Source organism: Vibrio sp. Y20_XG_PY13 (genome assembly GCF_024181925.1).
GTDB lineage: Bacteria > Pseudomonadota > Gammaproteobacteria > Enterobacterales > Vibrionaceae > Vibrio > Vibrio parahaemolyticus.
The window spans coordinates 215,903-236,044 of the sequence record NZ_JAMZAL010000004.1 but is presented as its reverse complement, the minus strand read 5'-3'; the positions used below and the strand labels follow the sequence as shown (position 1 = coordinate 236,044).

16 protein-coding genes are annotated in these 20,142 nt (G+C 44.4%); 6 read left to right on the top strand and 10 right to left on the bottom strand.

Translation table 11 applies throughout. The features are described 5' to 3' along the window. Positions 1-18 precede the first annotated feature (18 nt). The gene (locus NL646_RS12395; RefSeq protein WP_005457983.1) at positions 19-258 is read left to right on the top strand and encodes a hypothetical protein; all 240 of its coding nucleotides are present in this window, start codon (positions 19-21) and stop codon (positions 256-258) included. 71 nt (positions 259-329) lie between these two features. Here NL646_RS12395 and NL646_RS12390 read toward each other — a convergent pair whose 3' ends face one another. The 8 genes from NL646_RS12390 to sohB form a co-directional block, all read right to left on the bottom strand. Next, complete coding sequence (locus tag NL646_RS12390) at positions 330-2,168, bottom strand: extracellular solute-binding protein (protein ID WP_017448370.1); 1,839 nt, start codon at positions 2,166-2,168, stop codon at positions 330-332. A gap of 434 nt (positions 2,169-2,602) precedes the next feature. Continuing rightward, the gene (gene pyrF / locus NL646_RS12385; protein ID WP_025502055.1) at positions 2,603-3,304 is read right to left on the bottom strand and encodes an orotidine-5'-phosphate decarboxylase; all 702 of its coding nucleotides are present in this window, start codon (positions 3,302-3,304) and stop codon (positions 2,603-2,605) included. Positions 3,305-3,394: 90 nt separating this feature from the next. Further along, entirely contained in the window at positions 3,395-4,570 is a 1,176-nt protein-coding gene (gene lapB, locus NL646_RS12380) for a lipopolysaccharide assembly protein LapB (protein ID WP_005457985.1), read from the bottom strand. Positions 4,571-4,588: 18 nt separating this feature from the next. After that, a complete protein-coding gene (locus NL646_RS12375; RefSeq protein WP_005457987.1) occupies positions 4,589-4,882 on the bottom strand; it encodes a lipopolysaccharide assembly protein LapA domain-containing protein in 294 nt (97 codons plus the stop codon). Between the two features lie 250 nt (positions 4,883-5,132). Beyond that, on the bottom strand, positions 5,133-5,414 hold the full coding sequence (gene ihfB / locus NL646_RS12370; protein WP_005491075.1) for an integration host factor subunit beta: 282 nt from the start codon (positions 5,412-5,414) through the stop codon (positions 5,133-5,135). 204 nt (positions 5,415-5,618) lie between these two features. Beyond that, positions 5,619-7,289: a 30S ribosomal protein S1 gene (rpsA, locus tag NL646_RS12365; protein ID WP_005494602.1), complete on the bottom strand. Its 1,671-nt coding sequence runs from the start codon at positions 7,287-7,289 to the stop codon at positions 5,619-5,621. Positions 7,290-7,399: 110 nt separating this feature from the next. Further along, positions 7,400-8,080 (bottom strand): (d)CMP kinase, encoded by a 681-nt coding sequence (gene cmk / locus NL646_RS12360; RefSeq protein WP_011106010.1) that lies wholly within the window; start codon positions 8,078-8,080, stop codon positions 7,400-7,402. Between the two features lie 247 nt (positions 8,081-8,327). Then, the gene (gene sohB / locus NL646_RS12355; protein WP_005494599.1) at positions 8,328-9,389 is read right to left on the bottom strand and encodes a protease SohB; all 1,062 of its coding nucleotides are present in this window, start codon (positions 9,387-9,389) and stop codon (positions 8,328-8,330) included. A 255-nt stretch (positions 9,390-9,644) separates the two neighbouring features. Between sohB and NL646_RS12350 the strand changes: the two genes are divergently transcribed. The 4 genes from NL646_RS12350 to NL646_RS12335 all read left to right on the top strand — a co-directional run bounded on the left by NL646_RS12350 (position 9,645) and on the right by NL646_RS12335 (position 15,704). Beyond that, positions 9,645-10,391 carry a YciK family oxidoreductase gene (locus tag NL646_RS12350; RefSeq protein ID WP_253664280.1) on the top strand — a complete coding sequence of 249 codons (747 nt, stop codon included), beginning with the start codon at positions 9,645-9,647 and terminating at the stop codon, positions 10,389-10,391. A 131-nt stretch (positions 10,392-10,522) separates the two neighbouring features. Beyond that, positions 10,523-11,215 (top strand): translesion DNA synthesis-associated protein ImuA, encoded by a 693-nt coding sequence (gene imuA, locus NL646_RS12345; protein WP_015297025.1) that lies wholly within the window; start codon positions 10,523-10,525, stop codon positions 11,213-11,215. 4 nt (positions 11,216-11,219) lie between these two features. Further along, positions 11,220-12,623, top strand: coding sequence for a DNA polymerase Y family protein (locus tag NL646_RS12340; protein WP_140156470.1), 1,404 nt, complete (start codon positions 11,220-11,222; stop codon positions 12,621-12,623). Positions 12,624-12,629: 6 nt separating this feature from the next. Continuing rightward, a complete protein-coding gene (locus NL646_RS12335; RefSeq protein WP_253664279.1) occupies positions 12,630-15,704 on the top strand; it encodes an error-prone DNA polymerase in 3,075 nt (1,024 codons plus the stop codon). Between the two features lie 58 nt (positions 15,705-15,762). Here the strand turns inward: NL646_RS12335 and NL646_RS12330 are convergent, their stop codons facing one another. Continuing rightward, positions 15,763-16,716, bottom strand: a complete 954-nt coding sequence (locus NL646_RS12330) for a chemotaxis protein CheV (protein WP_005494587.1) — start codon at positions 16,714-16,716, stop codon at positions 15,763-15,765. Between the two features lie 288 nt (positions 16,717-17,004). After that, positions 17,005-18,222 carry an ROK family protein gene (locus NL646_RS12325; RefSeq protein ID WP_021453636.1) on the bottom strand — a complete coding sequence of 406 codons (1,218 nt, stop codon included), beginning with the start codon at positions 18,220-18,222 and terminating at the stop codon, positions 17,005-17,007. A 421-nt stretch (positions 18,223-18,643) separates the two neighbouring features. Here NL646_RS12325 and pyk point away from each other — a divergent pair, with 421 nt between their 5' ends. Next, positions 18,644-20,086: a pyruvate kinase gene (pyk, locus tag NL646_RS12320; RefSeq protein ID WP_005453949.1), complete on the top strand. Its 1,443-nt coding sequence runs from the start codon at positions 18,644-18,646 to the stop codon at positions 20,084-20,086. Positions 20,087-20,142: the final 56 nt, after the last annotated feature.

Sequence of the window (20,142 nt, the reverse complement as noted above, 5' to 3'; positions counted from 1 at the left end):
TAAGGTCATTAAGTAGCAATGTCGATTAATATTTCAGATCTAACAAATGCACTAACTAAAGTCGAACACGTTCATAAAGTTCAGTTGGAAAACGTCCATCAGTTTTTCAGAACAAATGAAGCGTTATCAATCGAAACATTCAGTCAAATCATCGCCTGTGATTCTATTGATGAACGATTTAAAACGATCGACAAAGCGTTTTCGCCCCTAGGTGATGTAAAAACTTACCTATTAGAGGCGTCTTACTTAGTTAGCTAACGCAGCATGATCCATAAACAAAAAGCCCCACTCATATGGTGGGGCTTTCTTTCTATCTTAGTCAGTAACGATTACAGCTTGTAGCGATCATCAATCACGGTGACTTCTGGGAAGGATCTACCGCTCTTCATGGCTTTTTCAGTCTCTTTCTTAACGGATTCATCAATCCAGAAGTTACCGATATCCATTGGGTGCAGAACCCATTCCGTTGCTTTAGTCATGCCATCTTTTGGAATTTTAACCCAACGCCAATGTGCTACACGTGAGTAAGGCACCATGTACCCAGGAACAATAATATTTGCTTCTTTTACGTATTCTTGAATCTGGTGCGACAGCTCATAACGTTTATTCTGATCAAACTCAGCATCATACGCTTCGATCAACTTATCGAGTTCTGGGCTACTGTAGTTGGTGTGAGCATTGGTTTGCGGCTTGTTCGCATTGTCAGAATGCAAGTACTCCCAGTAAGCTGGAATCTCACCAGATCCCATGTTCAGGAATGCCAGCTGGTGCTTCTTCTCTAAAATGTACTTAAACGCAGATGAACCATCGACTAAGTTCAATGTGAACTCTAGACCTGCCAGCTTCGCTTGCTCTTTTAAGTATGCAATACGAGGTGTCCATGAGTTGTAACCGTACGTAATCGCAAAGCTTAAACGTTGGCCTTTGTCGTTTACGCGAATACCATCTGAACCTAAAGTATCAAAACCTGCTTTTTCAAAATGCTTAACCGCAGCATCGACATCAAACTTTGGCGGTGTGTTGTTTGGATCGTCATACTCACCATGACCAAAGCCCAAACCATGTGGCTTACGTGAGTAGTCACCACGCATGATGTTCTCTATCATGCCATCAAAATCTGTTGCAGCCATGATGCCTTTGCGCACTTCAAGATTATCCAACAAAGGCATTGCCGTATTCATCCATACACCACCAGCGCCTTGTGGTGATTGGTTGAATCCCCAATACTTTTGGATATAACCTTTTTTGTAAACATCAGTGTTCGTTTTATCGTGCCAAAAGCTTGGTAGCACCATTTCAAAGTAATCGAGATTGCCTTTTTCGAAGTGCTTCATCGCAATGTCAGGATCGCGAATAACTGTGATACGCACTTTCTCTACGTTATAACGGTTCTTATAGTAACGATTGTTGTAGCCCCACCAATCTTCACCAACATGCTTAAAGGTAACACTTTTCCCTTTTTTAACCTTATCTAGGTAGTATGGTGCTGCCGTTGGTTCAGCTTTGAAGTTAAATTTACGTACAAAGTTATCCGGCATGCCATCGTTGTTTTCATCCTTCTCACCTTTGAAAAAGTGTTTTGGACGAGGTTGGAAACCATTGCTTGGCATATTAATCATGACCATCAGAGAGTCATGACTCTGTGCAACCGCTAAATTAACGCGGATGGTGTAATCATCAATTTTTTCCACGCTAACAATGCTGTTGGTAAAAAAGTCATTGTACCAAGGGTCAATAATGTCTTTTGAGGTGTAGTACTGCATCATGAAGACATAATCATCGGCCGTGATTTTCTCACCATCAGACCATTTCGCAGTGTCATCAAGCTTAAAATAAACCGTTTTATTATCTTCACCAAATGCCCATGACTTAGCCAATTGAGGAATCCACTTACCCGTATTTGGGTGACGTTGAGCCATTTTTGGTGTGCCATCCATCAAATATTGACGCAATCCAGAGTTAGCATCCGGACCAACACTGCGTAATGTCTGCGGAAAACTTTCGATGTAAGTGCGGTAAGTTCCACCATAAACGGCTTCTTCCGAAGCAAATAACGGCTCATTATTATTTGAAACCCACTCGATATCAGCAGGCAACTCAGCTGCATGCAGTTGAAAACTGACAGCAGTCAGTGCAGCCAAAACTGAAAATGGCATTTTTTTGGTCATATTTCTTCCTTGTTGTGTTTGCGCACTAAGGTCAGTACAAGGAAGACGAGTGTGAAGCTCACGATAGGCTGCGGACACGACAGTACGCAGATAGGAAATAGTAGGGGCATAATATGAAAGCGACATCCTGCCGACTTCTATATTGATTTCAAAGAGTTTCACCAGGTCATCCTAGACCTTACAACGCAGTGAATGCATCTTCGACATAGTATTCGTTACCTATTTGTAACGCAAGCCATCTACAGCACATGGTTGCATTTTCGGCTTATCATTATCAATTATGTTATTAAAGTGTGATCGATATAGTGCATTCCCCTGTAGGACTAAGAATAATCCGTAGAACCTTTGTTCTCATCGGGTAATTCGTTGTTCTGAGAAACAAAAAAGGTGAGGCATCCTAGCCTCACCTTTATCCATTTAATGCTCGAGAGTTATTACTTGCTAGCTAAGCTGTCGTTGATAGATTTCAATACGGCAGCAGGGTCCGTCGCCTGAGTGATCGGACGGCCAATAACAAGGTAGTCAGAACCCGCTTGAATAGCATCAACTGGCGTCATAATACGACGTTGGTCGCCTTGCTCAGAACCAGCAGGACGAATTCCTGGAGTGATAAGTTTAAACTCTTTACCTAGCTCATTTTTAAGTAGTGAAGATTCTTGCGCAGAGCACACTACACCATCGAGACCTGAGTTCTTAGTCAATGTCGCTAGACGAATCACTTGCTCTTGCGGTTCGACATTCAGACCAATACCTGCCAAGTCACTTTGTTCCATGCTAGTCAGTACCGTTACACCAATCAGAAGTGGACGATCTTTACCATATGGCTCAAGAATCTCACGTGATGCTGTCATCATACGTTCACCACCGCTTGCATGAACGTTCACCATCCATACACCTAACTCAGCAGCAGCGCGTACCGCTTTTGAACAGGTGTTCGGGATATCATGAAATTTCAAATCCAGGAATACGGAAAAACCACGTTTGTGGAGTTCACGTACGAAATCAGGACCAAATAGCGTAAACATTTCCTTGCCGACTTTTAGGCGACATGACGCAGGATCAATTCTATCTACAAACGCTAGCGCATCAGCTTGGTTATCATAATCCAGTGCGACAATAACTTTTTGGTCGATCATTTCATCTCCTAATTATTTTTGGTTCTTTTACTTGTTAGACATAAGGTTAAAAAAATGCAGCGGACAGAAACTCTGCCAGCTGCATTAAAACTATTCACCATCCAATCCGCGGATTGGCTTGATCGTCCCCCACCCTTTACAGGAAGGGCAATGCCAATAAAGGGAATGAGTAGAGAAGCCACACTTCCTGCATCGGTAGTGCGGTTTTACTTTTAATTGTTCTCCAACCATCGCTTGTAATGTAGATAAACTGTCTTTTGCGCGACCGTCTTCAGCCTCTGCAATGTGGTAGTCAATCAGGCGATAAAAGCCCTTCATGGTTGGATTTTTCAGTAGCTGTTTCGTCAGCAATTCTTGGGCAGCGCCGACGCTTTCATGGTGAGCGACTAACTGAGCCAGCATCAACTCCGCTGACACCCCTGCCTTTTTATCAATACAGGCGCGTAAAAACTCGACCAGTTCATCTTCTTGCCCGAGATGGTGATAGCACTCAGCAATTGTCGGCAAAACATCGCTCACAAAGTCTTTGTCTTGCTCCAATACACCCGTTAGATACTTAATGGTTTGTTTGTAGTCTTCTGACTCCAAGTAAATCCGGCCGAGCGAAATACTTGCTCGAACACATTTTGGATCTTCGGAAAGTGCTTTTTTGAAATGCTGGATAGCTTTATTCGTATTGCCATCAGCTTGATCTAGCATGGCAATTTCACACCAAAAATGCGCAATATTTGTACGCATACGGCTACGCTGATTACCCATTTTAGCTAGCTGATTGGCGTAATGAATCGCTTTTTCCCATTCACGCGTTTGCTGGTAAATAGTGACTAACTGTTGGAGCGCCGCCTCTTTGTAATCGGGCTCTTCAACTAATTGTTCGAAGATTTTTTCAGCTCGGTCTAAAAACCCCGACACCATATAGTCTTTCGCTAACTGCTGCAGGGCTAAGTTTTTCTGATCTAGAGTCAAACCAGAACGAGAAATGAGATTTTGGTGGATACGAATAGCACGGTCGACTTCACCACGAGAACGGAAAAGATTACCCAGCGCTAAGTGAGTATCAATCGTTTCGTTGTCAACTTGGAGCAATTCAATAAAGTGGTCTACGGCTTTATCTGATTGATCAGAGAGCAGTAAGTTCAGACCCGCCATATACTGACGGGAAATTTGATGAGATTGCTTCTGCTTGTCTTGCTGAGCGCTGCGATGCCCCATGTACCAGCCATACGCAGCCGCTATCGGCAACAACAAGAAGAGTAGTTCAAGCATTAAAGTTAAGCCTTATCCTTATGCCTGTTTTTCAATGGCTGGCTTTGCAGTTTTTTCTGCTTCAGCCGGCTCGTACTTTTTCAGTTTCTTTTTAAGACGTCGAACTTGAAGCTGAGTTTTTAGTTGAATGCTAGCGAAGATAACCCAAGCTACAGCAAAACCAACCACAAATACCACGCCCAATAGCGTTGATAAATGGAATTCTCCTTTCGCTAAAAGGTAATTAAAGGTCACAAGTTCTTGGTTTTGTGAGCCTAAAGCCAGTGCAACTAAAAAGAGAACTAAAACAGCAACGATTTTTATAATTTTCATTTTACATCACCCTTCGAGGAGTAAGTAGGTAAGATTATGCAGGAAAATGCTTCTTCAGACTACGTATATTAGCAATAATCTATACCCAAGTAACCTCAAGATGCTGGGTTTGTAGACACACCCTAGAAGTTAAAGTTATTTGGGTATCACAACTTGCGTATGAAATGACCTAATTGAATTTTCGTAAGCGATATTACAAAAAAGCGGCATACACAAAAGTATGCCGCTTTTTTAATCCAATAAGAGTGCGTTAGCCTAGATTCACACGCTCACGAAGCTCTTTACCAGGTTTGAAATGTGGAACGTATTTACCTTCCAATTCCACTTTGTCGCCCGTTTTAGGGTTACGACCGACGCGAGGCTCACGGTAATGAAGAGAAAAACTACCAAAGCCACGGATCTCGATACGATCACCGCTCTCTAGTGTAGAGGCCATGTGCTCTAAAATATCTTTTACAGCATCCTCTACCTCTTTCGCTGATAAATGTGTTTGCTCAGCGCAGAGTCTTTCAATCAGTTCAGACTTAGTCATAGTTGCCCTCTTTGAGTATCTTTATCACTCATTATAGTAAGTAATACTAATTCCAACAAACACTTGCTAACAATTCTAGACAAAATTTACGCAAATTGCGTAATGATGAAATGCCTTTTATTAAGATAGTTTACCAGCATTAGTATTACTACTTTGAACATAAAAAAGGAGCCTTGCGGCTCCTTTTTAGCTTAAGCGAGTATATTATTCGCCTTTAGCAGCTTTGAAAGCGTCAGCCATTGCATTACCAAAAGCAGCTTCGTCTTGCTTGTTGATAGATGCCATTGCTTCTTGCTCTTCAGCTTCGTCTTTAGCTTTGATAGATAGGTTGATTACGCGGTTCTTACGGTCTACACCTGTGAACTTAGCTTCAACAACATCACCAGCGCTTAGGATTAGAGAAGCATCTTCTACGCGATCGCGAGATACTTCAGAAGCACGGATGTAACCTTCAACGCCTTCTGCGATTTCAACAGTAGCACCTTTAGCGTCAACTGCAGTTACAGTAGCGTTAACTAGAGTACCTTTCTTGTTGTCAGCAACGTAAGCATTGAATGGGTCGTTTTCCATTTGCTTGATGCCTAGAGAGATACGCTCACGCTCAGCGTCTACTGCTAGAACAACTGCAGAGATCTCGTCGCCTTTCTTGTACTCACGTACAGCTTCTTCGCCAGCAACATTCCAAGAAATGTCAGATAGGTGAACTAGACCGTCGATGCCGCCTTCTAGACCGATGAAGATACCGAAGTCAGTGATTGACTTGATCTTACCAGTAACTTTGTCGCCTTTAGCTTGTGCTTCAGCGAATGACTGCCATGGGTTAGCTTTACACTGTTTCAGACCTAGAGAGATACGACGACGTTCTTCGTCGATTTCAAGAACCATAACCTCAACTTCGTCGCCAACATTAACAACTTTAGAAGGGTGGATGTTCTTGTTAGTCCAATCCATTTCAGAAACGTGTACTAGACCTTCAACGCCTTCTTCGATTTCAACGAAGCAGCCGTAGTCAGTTAGGTTAGTTACGCGACCAGTTAGTTTGTGACCTTCTGGGTAACGCTTAGCGATTGCTACCCATGGATCTTCGCCTAGTTGCTTAAGACCTAGTGATACGCGAGTACGCTCACGATCGAACTTAAGAACTTTAACTTGGATCTCGTCACCAACGTTAACGATTTCAGATGGGTGCTTAACGCGCTTCCAAGCCATATCTGTGATATGTAGAAGACCGTCAACGCCACCTAGGTCAACGAACGCACCGTAGTCAGTAAGGTTCTTAACGATACCTTTAACTTCAGAACCTTCTTGTAGAGTTTCTAGAAGCTCGTCACGCTCAACGCTGTTTTCAGATTCGATAACAGCACGACGTGAAACAACTACGTTGTTACGTTTTTGGTCAAGTTTGATAACTTTGAACTCTAGCTCTTTGTTTTCTAGGTGAGCAGTGTCGCGGATTGGACGTACGTCTACTAGAGAGCCAGGAAGGAAAGCACGGATACCGTTTAGTTCAACAGTGAAACCGCCTTTAACTTTACCGTTGATGATACCAACAACAGTTTCAGCTTCTTCGTAAGCTTTCTCAAGAACGATCCAAGCTTCGTGACGCTTAGCTTTCTCACGAGAAAGTTGAGTTTCACCGAAACCATCTTCAACAGCGTCTAGAGCTACGTCTACTTCAGCGCCAACTTCAACTTCAAGTTCGCCAGCAGCGTTCTTGAACTGTTCAGCAGGGATAGCAGATTCAGACTTAAGACCAGCGTCAACAAGAACGAAACCGTTCTCGATAGCTACTACAGTACCTTTAACGATGCTGCCTTGTTGGAATTCTGTTTCGTTTAGAAACTCTTCAAAGAGTTGAGCAAAAGATTCAGTCATTTATTTAATCTTCAATAAATTAAACGTCCACGGGTATCCTACCTCATGGGGTTATTAAATTCGCCGGTCATCATCCTTGCGACCAACGCTCTTAGCTTAGTCGAGTATCATTACTCAGCTAGCTTCGATTCGATATATTGTAGTGCCTTTTCTACTACTTCGTCGATAGTCATCGACGTAGAATCTAGCACAAGCGCATCCTCTGCAGGGCGTAGTGGCGCCACTGGGCGGTTACGATCTCGGTCGTCACGCTCTTGGATCTCGCTTAAAAGGTCAGCAAATCTAACATCTAACCCTTTATCTTGCAACTGTTTAAGGCGTCGATTTGCACGCTCTTCCGCGCTTGCATCAAGGAAAATTTTTGCTTGAGCACTTGGGAATACAACCGTACCCATATCACGACCATCAGCAACAAGGCCAGGAGCGGCTTCAAACGCACGCTGACGGCGCAATAATGCTTCGCGAACGCGTGGTAATGCAGCCACTTTAGACGCAGCCATACCCGTTTCTTCTTTACGAAGCTCACCTGAGACATCTTCACCTTCTAAGATAACCTTCACTAGGTCACCTTCGGCGATAAATTGGACGTCTAGGTGTGTCGCTAGCGGGACAAGAGCATCTTCAGACTCAGTATCAACACCGTGGTGAATCGCAGCGAGTGCAAGTACACGATAAATTGCGCCAGAGTCTAAGAGTTGGAAACCCAACTTTTTCGCCAGCAACATACATAAAGTGCCTTTACCTGCACCACTAGGTCCATCTACGGTTACAACCGGAGTTTGAGAGGACATGTTCTTCTCCACCTATAGTTTCTTTTTAGCAATTTGCTCGGTTTTCGAGGCGCGTATTATACGGGTAATCGCCTTCTGGAGCGAGGAAAAATGTCGTGTAAAGAATTACACCCAATGCTCACTTGGGTTCATCAGGACACATAAAAATAAGTACTGGATATTGAGTCGTTTGTAGACAAATTAGTTCCAATAAAAATGGCGAGAGTTTTCACTCTCGCCATGTTGAATGACCGAATTATCTCATTGATTAGACAATTGGTTTTTGACCACGCTCTGCAAGTTTAAGCACAACACTGTCAGCGACTTTACTTGCTACACCAGCAAGCTTGTCTGCCAATTTTTTCTTCTGCACGTAATGAACGGCTAACACTGTTTTTTCTTTGCACGCAGCAACAACAAGATCATCAGAGGTGCTGATTTCATCCACTAGTCCCAACTCTTTAGCTTGAGTACCAAACCAGTGCTCACCCGTCGCCACTTTTTCCAATTCTAAACTTGGACGACGCTCACGGATGAAGTCTTTGAACAATACGTGCGTTTCTTCTAGCTCTTGCTTGAATTTATCACGTGCTTTGTCGGTGTTTTCACCAAACATGGTTAGCGTGCGTTTGTATTCACCAGCCGTTAACTGCTCGTACTCGATGTCGTGCTTTTTCAGCAGCTTATTGAAGTTTGGAATTTGTGCGATGACACCAATCGAACCCACAATCGCAAATGGTGCAGAAACAATTTTGTCTGCTACACAAGCCATCATGTAACCGCCACTTGCTGCTACTTTATCAACCGAGATGGTCAGAGGAAGTCCGGCCGCTTTGATGCGATCGAGTTGAGAGGAAGCTAAGCCGTAACCATGAACCATACCACCACCAGACTCTAGACGAAGCAATACTTCATCGCCTTCACGAGCAACAGCCAAAATGGCAGTGATTTCTTCACGTAGAGACGCGACTTCTTTTGCATCGATGCTACCGTTGAAATCAAGAACAAACAGGTGTGGTTCGCGTTTGCTGTCTAGCGCCCCCTCTTTGCTCGCTTGTTTGATTTCTTTCTCGCGAGATTTGTTCTTCTCTTTTTCTTCTTTTTTCACCGCTTTGTCACGAGCTTTGATAAAAGCATCGTCATGCAAATAGTGTTCAAGCTGCTCGATAGATTGCTTGTGCTGTTCAGAAAGATTCGTCACTTCGAGTTCGCCTTTTGCAGCGCCCGATTTGCTACCAACCGATTTAACAAGGATGAGAATGACAATGATCGCAGCAACAACTGTCACAATCTTGGCCAAGAATAAGCCGTAATCTAATAAAAATTCCAATGAGAGCTCCTTTATCTCATTCCAGCGAATATGTCGCTATGCTACACCGATAAATCAGAGAGAAGGCAACGTGGTTTGTAACCACTTGTTCTGATTGATAGCATACCTAACGAAAGTTCTGGAATTGGTATAACACATGAATTGGTGTATTGTAACCAACTTGTCACGATTACCAAGATTTTCCATTGAGAAACAGGCGTATTTTAGCGCTAACCCACTACATGGACCCTCTTACAATAATAAGGATTAAATACCGTGAACTACTCCGATTCAAAAGATGCCCTAGAAGGTAAAGTCATTCTTGTTACTGGTGCAGGTAATGGCATTGGCCGCCAAGCGGCGCTTTCTTACGCCAAGCACGGCGCGACTGTGATTCTATTAGGCCGAAACGTTAAGAATCTTGAATCCATCTACGACGAAATTGAAGCCGCAGGTTACCCACAAGCCGCGATCATCCCTCTCGATTTAAAAGGCGCGACCAAGCAAAACTACATTGATATGGCCGAAACCATTGAAGGTCAATTTGGTCAACTAGATGGTTTATTACACAACGCTGGTGTTCTTAGCGCGTTATGTCCATTCGAGCAGATCAACGAAGAGGACTTCGATGACATCATGCAGATTAACGTAAAAGCCGAGGTGCTGATGACTCAAGCACTACTGCCTGTCATGCGTAAATCTGAAGCAGGTCGCATTATCTTTACCTCTTCTACCGTTGGCCATTCTGGCCGTGCTTTTTGGGGCCCATATGCGATATCTAAGTTCGCAGTAGAAGGTATGATGCAAGTATTGGCGGACGAGTTGAGTGACACGCCAATGCGCGTTAACGCAATTAACCCTGGCGCGACTCGAACTCGCATGCGTGAGAAAGCGTACCCAGGTGAAGACGCGAACACGCTGAAAACACCGCTAGACATTATGCCGCTGTATCTGCATTTGATGGATCCTGCGATGACAGACATACACGGCCAGTGTATTGACGCCCAACCTAAGCGTAAATAATACATTATCACAACCTCACATAATCGATTAAAAAGGCAGCAAACGCTGCCTTTTTTCATTTTCTCACTGACAAAAATCTTGCGTGTTTTCACCATAGAAATATACTGTATATATATACAGGTATTTTATTTATGCAAGACATCTTACAACACTTAAAAAGCCAGCATCTTGTTTGGCAGGCCAATTTAACAAAAGCGGACGACCATCAATTCCTAAGCAGCTCCGGTTTTGCTGAGCTAGACGAATTGCTTGGTGGCGGCTTTCCTTCTCACGGTGTGGTAGAGATGGAATCCGTAGGCAGTATTGGTGAACTGCGTTTACTCGCTCCATATCTAAAAGCGTCTCTTTCGAGAGGGGTAACCGCATTCATTCAGCCTCCAGCGTTAATGAATTCGCTGTTTCTACACAATATTGGCTTAGATATAAACCAAGTTTGGATCGTAAGTCCTACACATCATCGAGATGCTTTGTGGGCCGCAGAACAGTGTCTGAAAAGTGGTGTTTGTGCCAACGTATTGCTATGGCAAGACGAACTAGAAATCCACCAAGTAAAACGCTTACAGGTTGCCAGTGAACAAGGCGCTTGTCCGCTTTTTATGCTCAAACCGAGCATGGCAAATCGCTTGTCCCTACCTGTGTCATTGAGCTTAAAGCTGCAAGGTCATGAACAAGGCGTAAATGTGGAAGTATTGAAACGCAAAGGGGGCTGGAACAAAGGCAGTATCAATATCGACTTTCAACATGATTACCCGCAGTTGGTGATGCCAGTGATGACTCATATCCCATCGACTGTGGTGAACTTCCCATTGGCGAATCAAGGATAATCACATGGTTTTGTGGATCTACTTGCACTTCCCTCGCCTACAGTTGGATGCGCTGTTTGGCAACAACCAAGAGCACCCGGTCGTCATTGTCGAAAGTCAACGCTGCCGGATTATTCAATACAACGAGACGGCCGAGCAGCAAGGCATTAAGCCAAATATGGGCTTAGGCAGTGCTGCGTCTTTGTGCCATGACTTGCAAGTACATCCTTACCACCCACAAACGGAGTGGAATAAGTTGCAAGAGGTGGCTCAATGGATGTATTTGGTCACTTCTGATGTCGTATTGATGCCAAACCAAGGTATTTTGCTGCGTGCGACGCCAATGCTTAATCTCTATGAAGGATTACAAAACTATTGGAATAAAATCCGAACTCATTTAGATGAACTAAAATTGAGCTTTCAGTTTGGTTGTGGCTTCTCACCTTTTTCCGCTAAATTGATGGCATTATCTGGTGCGAATGTGCTTAACGAAGATAAAACTTCTATCCAAAAAGCTTTATTTCCGTTGCCATTAACCCTAACCGATTTATCGCCCTCCAATGTTGAAAAACTCCAACGAGTGGGCGTAACAACGCTGCAAGGGTTACTGGAATTGCCATTGCAAGACATCGCTCGCCGTTTTGATATTGATTTAGTCAACTACGTCGGACGACTTACTGGTCAGTTCAAACACCCTGTCGACTTTTACCATCCAAGCGAGTCGTTCCAAGTGTATTTGGAGTTACTGTTTGAGATCGAAAACGTTCAATGGATTGAAAAACCGTTAGCAAAGCTCCTTCGCCAACTCGAAACCTTTCTAAAATTGCGAGACAAAGTCGCCTTTGAACTTCGCTTAACGCTCCATCAACGCGATAAACACGAGCAACATCTTCAGCTCACCTCTGCTCAAGGCGATTATCTATGCCATCGCTGGCAACAACTGGCGAGTTTGAGCTTAGAGTCGCTCACGCTTAATGGAGCGGTGATCGGTTTGACACTCAAAGTTGTTCGTCAGGGTGAGCCTTTAAGTGCTGCGCGAGATCTTTTTTCTGGGCCCAAAGGACAGATGAATGCGTTAGAACTGCTCTCTTTACTCCAAGCTAAACTTGGGAAAAATGCGGTGCTCAAGCCAGATATTGCCTGCGACCCAAGACCGGAGAAAGCCAGCCAATACCGACTAGCCGATGAGCCAGACGTACCCACTCATAGCATCCCAGATTTGCTGCGCCCAGCAATGCAACTGCCTGTCCCAATTGCTCTGCAAGAACAAGTATCGCTGGTGCATGGGCCAGAACGAATCGTATCCGGATGGTGGGATGGCGACGAAATTATGCGCGATTACTACATTGCTCATACCAAGCAAGGTCGCTGGTTATGGGTATTTCGCGATCAACATAAACATTGGTTTCTTCATGGCTATTTTTGTTAAGTTGTTATGAGTTACGCAGAATTATTTTGTCAGTCTAATTTCTCTTTCCTCACTGGCGCTTCTCATGCAGAAGAGCTTGTGTTGCAAGCGGCTTTTTATCGCTACCATGCCATCGCGATTACTGATGAGTGCTCGGTCGCTGGCGTGGTCAAAGCCCATGCAACGATTGAACAGCATAAACTTGATATCAAACAGATCGTCGGCAGCATGTTCTGGCTCAACGAAGAGTGCCAAATAGTCCTACTTTGCCCCTGCCGTAAAGCTTATGCTGAGATGTGCCGTATCATCACTAACGCGAGACGACGCAGCGAAAAAGGCAGTTATCAGCTTTCTGAGTGGGATCTGATGTCGATTCGTCACTGCTTAGTATTGTGGCTTCCTACCCATCAAGCGAGTGACCATTACTGGGGGCGCTGGCTCAATCAACACCATAACAATCGACTATGGGTTGCGATTCAACGTCATCTTGGTGGCGACGATGATGCCTACACAAATCACTGCGAGAAGCTAGCTCACGAATTGCAACTGCCTATTACAGCTTGTGGCGGCGTACTCATGCACACGGCTGAGCGCCTGCCTTTACAACATATACTCACCGCCATTAAGCATGGTTGCAGTGTTGATAAGCTGGGCTTTGAACGTCTTTCTAATGCTGAACGCGCATTACGACCACTGAATAAGTTGGTTCGTATCTACAAACCAGAGTGGCTAGAGGAAAGTAAGTACATCGCGGATTTGTGCGAATTCAAATTGTCTGATCTGAAATACGAATACCCTACAGAACTGATTCCTAATGGCTATACACCAAATTCTTACTTACGAATGTTGGTGGAACAAGGTAAAGAGCGTCGCTTTCCTGAAGGCGTGCCAGAGGACATCAACCAAACCATCGAAAACGAACTGAGGTTGATAGAAGACCTCAAGTACCATTATTACTTTTTAACCATTCATGACATCGTCATGTTTGCTAAACAGCAAGGCATTCTTTATCAAGGCCGAGGATCAGCGGCGAATTCCGTCGTGTGTTACTGCTTAGAAATCACCGCCGTCGATCCAAGACAAGTCTCTGTCTTGTTCGAACGATTTATCAGTAAGGAACGCAAAGAGCCACCAGATATCGACGTTGACTTCGAACACGAGCGCCGTGAAGAAGTCATTCAATACATTTATAAAAAATACGGACGTGAACGTGCCGCTCTTGCCGCAACAGTGATCAGTTATCGCTTCAAAAGTGCGGTACGTGAGGTCGGAAAAGCGTTAGGTATTGAAGAGACCCAATTGGATTTTTTCATCAAAAATGTTAACCGCCGAGATCGTAGCCAAGGTTGGCAAGCACAAATTATTGAGCTTGGTTTGCAACCGGAATCGCTCAAAGGTCAGCAGTTTATCCAACTGGTGAATGAGATCATTGGTTTTCCTCGTCATCTTTCTCAGCATGTCGGCGGCTTCGTGATTTCATCTGGTCCATTATATGAATTGGTGCCCGTTGAAAATGCAGCAATGGAAGATCGAACTATCATTCAATGGGATAAGGACGATCTCGAAAGCTTAGAGCTTCTGAAAGTCGATGTATTGGCGCTCGGGATGCTCAATGCTATCCGTAAATGCTTTCAATTAATTGAGAAACACCATCAGCGATCACTTTCAATTGCTGAGATCACTCGCCGACAAGATGATCCTCATGTATATCGCATGCTCCAAAAAGCAGACACCGTTGGCGTTTTTCAAATCGAATCTCGCGCGCAAATGAGCATGCTGCCTCGCTTAAAACCAGCTTGTTATTACGACTTAGTTATTCAAATCGCGATCGTACGCCCAGGGCCGATTCAAGGCGACATGGTTCACCCGTTTTTGAAAAGGCGCAACGGCGAAGAGCCTGTCAGCTATCCATCAGAAGCAGTGAAAAGCGTTTTAGAAAGAACCATGGGCGTGCCTATCTTCCAAGAACAAGTCATCAAACTTGCCATGGTCGCTGCGGGGTTTAGTGGTGGCGAGGCCGATCAACTTCGTCGAGCCATGGCGTCATGGAAAAAGAATGGTGATTTAGCCAAGTTTAAGCCTAAGCTGCTCAATGGCATGCAAGAGCGAGGTTACGACTTAGCATTTGCGGAGCGCATTTTTGAACAAATTTGTGGCTTTGGTGAATACGGATTTCCAGAAAGTCATTCAGCGTCTTTCGCCGTTTTGGCGTATTGCTCGGCATGGCTAAAATACTACTATCCCGCAGAGTTTTATACGGCACTGTTAAACAGCCAGCCAATGGGGTTTTACAGCCCTTCTCAATTGGTGCAAGACGCTCGTCGTCACGGCGTCGAAGTTCTGCCTATCTGTGTCAATCACTCCTATTACCAGCATCATTTGATTCAACGCTCCAATGGCCGACTCGGTGTGCAACTGGGCTTTCGATTGGTTAAAGGCTTTAATGAGGAAAGCGCGACTCGCTTAGTCGAACGACGACCAAAAACGGGCTATCACTCAATACAAGAGGTCAAACAAATCTTGAGAAGTCGTCGTGATATCGAATTATTAGCTTCTGCAAATGCCTTTCAGATCTTATCGGGTAACCGTTATAACGCACGTTGGGCAGCGATGGATTCACTGTCCGATTTGCCTTTGTTTCATCATATCGAAGAGCCAAGCGTTAGCTATCAAGCACAGCCATCTGAATATGAAAGCCTTATTGAAGACTATGCCAGTACAGGTCTTTCGCTGAACCGGCACCCAATTACTCTGCTAGAAGAAGCGGGAATACTTCCTCGCTTTACGCGTATGAAACAATTGGTTGATAAAGAGCATAAGTCGCTTGTGACAGTGGCAGGTGTCGTCACCGGAAGGCAGTCCCCAGGCACTGCAGCAGGCGTTACATTTTTCACCTTAGAAGATGATACTGGCAACATTAACGTTGTGGTATGGAGCGCGACGGCAAGAGCGCAAAAGCAAGCTTACCTCACCTCAAAAATATTGATGGTAAAAGGTATTTTGGAAAGAGAGGGAGAAGTCATCCACGTCATTGCGGGTAAATTGATTGACTGTACTCATTACTTATCCAACTTGCAGAGTAAGTCTCGTGACTTTCATTAAGAATGAGTAGATACAACAAAGGGAGGTTACCCTCCCTTTGTTTACATTCATTGATGAGTTAGGCGTTTGTAGAAAGCACCTGACGCAAACGATCTTGTGCTACTTCAACTAACAAATCTGGCTGGAATTTTGAGATAAAACGATCACAGCCTACCTTTTGCACCATCGCCTCGTTAAAGCTACCGCTGAGTGACGTGTTCAACGTGATGAACAACTTCGACATACGAGGATCGCTACGGACTTCGTGAGTCAATTTGTAACCATCCATCTCTGGCATTTCAGCGTCCGTGATCATCATTAACAGCTCTTTTTCAACGTCACGACCTTCATCACACCAACGTTTGAGCACCGTTAATGCCTCTAAACCATCTCGGCACTCGATGATGTTCATACCCAATTGAGAAAGGGTGTCACGTACTTGGTTTCTTGCTGTCGAAGAGTCGTCTACGATAAGAACGTTACGTCCAACCATCGACTGCGATAAGTCGTGATCTAAGATATCTTCTGAGATAGTGACATCATAATGAACGATTTCCGCCAACACTTTCTCAACGTCAATAATCTCAACGATTTGAGAAGTATCACCATCTTTCACTTGGGTGATAGCTGTGAGGTAGTTAGAGCGTCCAGAAGTCGATGGCGGCGGCTGAATTTCAGTCCATGCGGTATTGATGATGTTACGTACCGGACCAACAAGGAAACCCTGCACCGAACGGTTATATTCCGTCACGATCAAGTTTTCTTCTTCCGCTTCTCCACGAAGAGGAGGAAAACCAATCGAACAACGCAAATCAATCACAGGTACAGCTTCACCTCGAAGAGAAGCAACACCACGGATGTTGTAGTGTGAGCCAGGCAGCTTAGTCAACGGCGGAAGCTTTATCACCTCTTTCACTTTGAACACATTAATCGCAAATAACTGACGACTGTTTAACGTGAACAGCAAAAGTTCCAGTCGGTTTTCACCCACTAAGTTCGTACGCTGATCAACCGTATTTAAAACTCCGGACATACTACTACCTAAATTCTGAACGATTATTTTTCACTCTTTATTGGAAACCTTGCTGAGAATACAAGGCGACGTTTTTTAATGAGTGTATAGATATCTAAGTAAACTCAATACGTTAGCTTGATACGTTTAACATCATGAGCCAAATTAGATATAAGTGCAAATTACATCAATGACGTGCACATAGCAATGCACTGCTGCTCAGATTCGTCATTTGATGGCTTTTTAAGATCAAAAAAGGGTGCGCTCTTGAGCCACACCCTAAATCAAATTAAAGATAGAAAGAAGTGATTAACCTTCCACCACCTTCATTAACAACTGCCCATCATACAGAGCTTGTTTTATCAGCGCAGCGCCCGGCATCGTCGCTTGTTTATAAAAGCGAGATTCCACCAGCTCAAGATCTTGGTGATAAACAGGCAAGCTTTGTTCTTCAATACAACGGCGAACGGCTGGATAAAGCACCTCTTTCGCTTGGTTAATTACCCCACCAATCAAAATCTTTTCTGGGTTAAACAAGTTGATCACGATAGCAATTGCAGAACCTAAATAGCGTCCCAATTTTTCAATCACATCAACCGCGAGAGGATCGCCATTTGCCGCGGCTTCACAGATACTTTCGATACTCATCTCTTCTTGATCCGCAAGAATAGAGGCTTCACCTTCAGAGATGCGTCTCACCACTTCTTCACGAATCGCTTGCGAGCTGGCAACCGTCTCTAAGCAACCAATGTTGCCACAGTGACATCGCTTCCCGTTGGGATCAATTTGAATATGCCCTAGTTCACCGATATTACCGTGGCGGCCTTGAAGAACTCGCCCATCAAGAATGATACCGGCGCCTAAACCATGGTGAATCGAAATAAGAACAGAGTTGTCATTTTCTTGGGAATGACCAAAGAGCTTTTCAGCTAAAGCCCAAGCACGCGTATCGTTGGCAATAAAGACCGGCAAACCCGTCGCTTTGTAAATCTCTGGCCCTAAAGCAAGGTTTTCGACGTTATAGTGAGGCATTTGTAGCACCACGCCCTGCTCAGAGTTTACAAGGCCTGGAAGCGTAATCGCGATGCTAGTAACGCGATCTAGTTGATCAGCATACGTCTGAAAAAAGTCGTCAATTTCGTAGAGCAGACGCTCAAGAACATCGTCTTGGTCACGTTCATGAATTTCGATTTTGGTATCGATCAAGACATCGCCACCCAACTCATGCAGAGCAATAGTCAGATAGCCACGACCTAAACGCATCGACAGAAACTGCCAACCTTCGTTGTTAACTTGTAGGCCTACGGCAGGACGACCACGACTTGTCGCCTCTTGTACGGTAGTTTCATGAATCAAGTGTGCTTCGATTAATTCTCGAGTGATTTTGGTGATACTCGCAGGCGCAAGCTCACTTTGCTTCGACAAATCAATTCGAGAAATTGGACCTTTTAGGTCAATAAGTTTATATACACGACCAGCATTGACCTGTTTGATATGATCAATATGGCCCGGTTGAGCCATGTACATCTTGCACTCCGAAATTCTATAACGAGACAATTTTTTTACTTTGCGAAGTAATTGTGAAGTGAATTAATAAATCCCCGTGACAAGCATCACGTATAAACATGTTTGTTTGTGTATTCAATCAAATAACGGGAAATCTACTCCTGTTAAATTGTTTGAAAAATAACTTATTTTATTCTTCAAATTAGGAGAGCAACATAAGCGACCACAGAGCATCCCTACAAAGAGGTTTTCGCTAACTCGTTAGTCCTCTATGTATTATCCGTCTGTTTTAGCGAGTGCCACTCTTCATGCAAACAATCTGTGCATATACTTATACCTAACTGGCATCGAGCTTAGAAAATACTGACCTCGACAGTGGTTAGATTAAGTAAGAATAAAATTTGAGTTACTTTGTCCTACACCTGCATTCTTCGGAGAATCTATGACTTCCAAATTAAGAAGAACGAAAATTGTCACCACTCTTGGCCCTTCAACTGATAAAGACAATGTGCTGGAGGAGATCATTAAAGCTGGTGCGAACGTCGTTCGTATGAACTTTTCTCACGGTACAAGTGAAGACCACATTCAACGCGCTAAAAAAGTACGCGCGATTGCCGCAAGATTAGGGCGTCAGGTTGCCATTCTTGGCGATTTACAGGGACCTAAAATTCGTGTTTCGACCTTTAAAGACGGTAAAATCACACTCAAAGTCGGCGATAAATTCACACTAGATAGCGACTTACCAAAAGGCGAAGGGAACCAAGAATCCGTTGGTTTGGATTACAAAGAACTGCCTCAAGATGTTTCACCGAACGACATTCTACTGCTTGATGATGGCAGAGTTCAATTGCAAGTCACCAGCGTAGAAGGAAATAAAGTCCATACCCGTGTGACCGTTGGTGGTCCATTATCCAACAACAAGGGCATCAACAAAAAAGGCGGTGGCTTATCAGCCGATGCACTCACGGAAAAAGACAAAGCTGACATCATCACAGCCGCAGAAATTAAGGTCGACTATTTGGCCATTTCTTTCCCACGCAATGGCGAGGACATGCACTATGCCAGACGCTTGGCCCGGGATGCCGGCTTAGAAGCAAAACTCGTCGCAAAAGTAGAACGTGCAGAAACCGTCGCCACGAGCGAGTCGATTGACGATATCATCCTAGCTTCTGACGTCGTGATGGTTGCTCGCGGCGATTTAGGCGTTGAGATTGGCGATCCTGAGCTGATCGGTGTTCAGAAAAAACTCATTCGTCGAGCTCGAAGTTTGAACCGCGTTGTCATTACTGCAACTCAAATGATGGAATCGATGATCAATAGCCCAATGCCAACGCGTGCAGAAGTCATGGACGTAGCAAACGCCGTTTTGGATGGCACCGATGCCGTGATGCTGTCTGGAGAGACCGCTGCCGGTCAATATCCGGTAGAGACCGTGAAATCAATGGCGGATGTCTGTATTGGCGCAGAAAAGATGTCTGAAGCAAGTCTATCGACCTACCGTCTCGACCGCACCTTTGAAACAGCAGAAGAGACCATTGCAATGGCAACCATGTACTCAGCGAACCACATGGAAGGCATCAAAGCGATGATTGCATTAACAGAATCAGGAAGAACTGCTTTGATGATGTCACGCCTAAGCTCGGGTTTGCCGATTTTTGCTTTATCGCGTAACGAATCGACGCTCAACCGCGCAGCGTTATATCGTGGCGTGACGCCAGTGTACTTTGATGCGAAATGCGATGCGGGCTTACCAACCGCTCAAGCCGCAATTTCCAGCCTCAAAGATCAAGGTTACCTACATGAAGGTGACTTAGTGATCATCACTCAAGGTGACGTGATGGACGTCGTTGGTTCAACCAACTGCATGCGTATTCTGCCAGTCTAACGTAATAGAAATGCTAAGGGCTCCAGTGGAGCCCTTTTTAGTTTATCGCTTAGGTG

Excerpts from the sequence above, each read along its gene's own strand:
- NL646_RS12395 (WP_005457983.1), top strand. The coding sequence starts at position 19 with ATGTCGATTAATATTTCAGATCTAACAAATGCACTAACTAAAGTCGAA.
- NL646_RS12390 (WP_017448370.1), bottom strand. The coding sequence starts at position 2,168 with ATGACCAAAAAAATGCCATTTTCAGTTTTGGCTGCACTGACTGCTGTC.
- pyrF (WP_025502055.1), bottom strand. The coding sequence starts at position 3,304 with ATGATCGACCAAAAAGTTATTGTCGCACTGGATTATGATAACCAAGCT.
- lapB (WP_005457985.1), bottom strand. The coding sequence starts at position 4,570 with ATGCTTGAACTACTCTTCTTGTTGTTGCCGATAGCGGCTGCGTATGGC.
- NL646_RS12375 (WP_005457987.1), bottom strand. The coding sequence starts at position 4,882 with ATGAAAATTATAAAAATCGTTGCTGTTTTAGTTCTCTTTTTAGTTGCA.
- ihfB (WP_005491075.1), bottom strand. The coding sequence starts at position 5,414 with ATGACTAAGTCTGAACTGATTGAAAGACTCTGCGCTGAGCAAACACAT.
- rpsA (WP_005494602.1), bottom strand. The coding sequence starts at position 7,289 with ATGACTGAATCTTTTGCTCAACTCTTTGAAGAGTTTCTAAACGAAACA.
- cmk (WP_011106010.1), bottom strand. The coding sequence starts at position 8,080 with ATGTCCTCTCAAACTCCGGTTGTAACCGTAGATGGACCTAGTGGTGCA.
- imuA (WP_015297025.1), top strand. The coding sequence starts at position 10,523 with ATGCAAGACATCTTACAACACTTAAAAAGCCAGCATCTTGTTTGGCAG.
- NL646_RS12340 (WP_140156470.1), top strand. The coding sequence starts at position 11,220 with ATGGTTTTGTGGATCTACTTGCACTTCCCTCGCCTACAGTTGGATGCG.
- NL646_RS12335 (WP_253664279.1), top strand. The coding sequence starts at position 12,630 with ATGAGTTACGCAGAATTATTTTGTCAGTCTAATTTCTCTTTCCTCACT.
- NL646_RS12330 (WP_005494587.1), bottom strand. The coding sequence starts at position 16,716 with ATGTCCGGAGTTTTAAATACGGTTGATCAGCGTACGAACTTAGTGGGT.
- NL646_RS12325 (WP_021453636.1), bottom strand. The coding sequence starts at position 18,222 with ATGTACATGGCTCAACCGGGCCATATTGATCATATCAAACAGGTCAAT.
- pyk (WP_005453949.1), top strand. The coding sequence starts at position 18,644 with ATGACTTCCAAATTAAGAAGAACGAAAATTGTCACCACTCTTGGCCCT.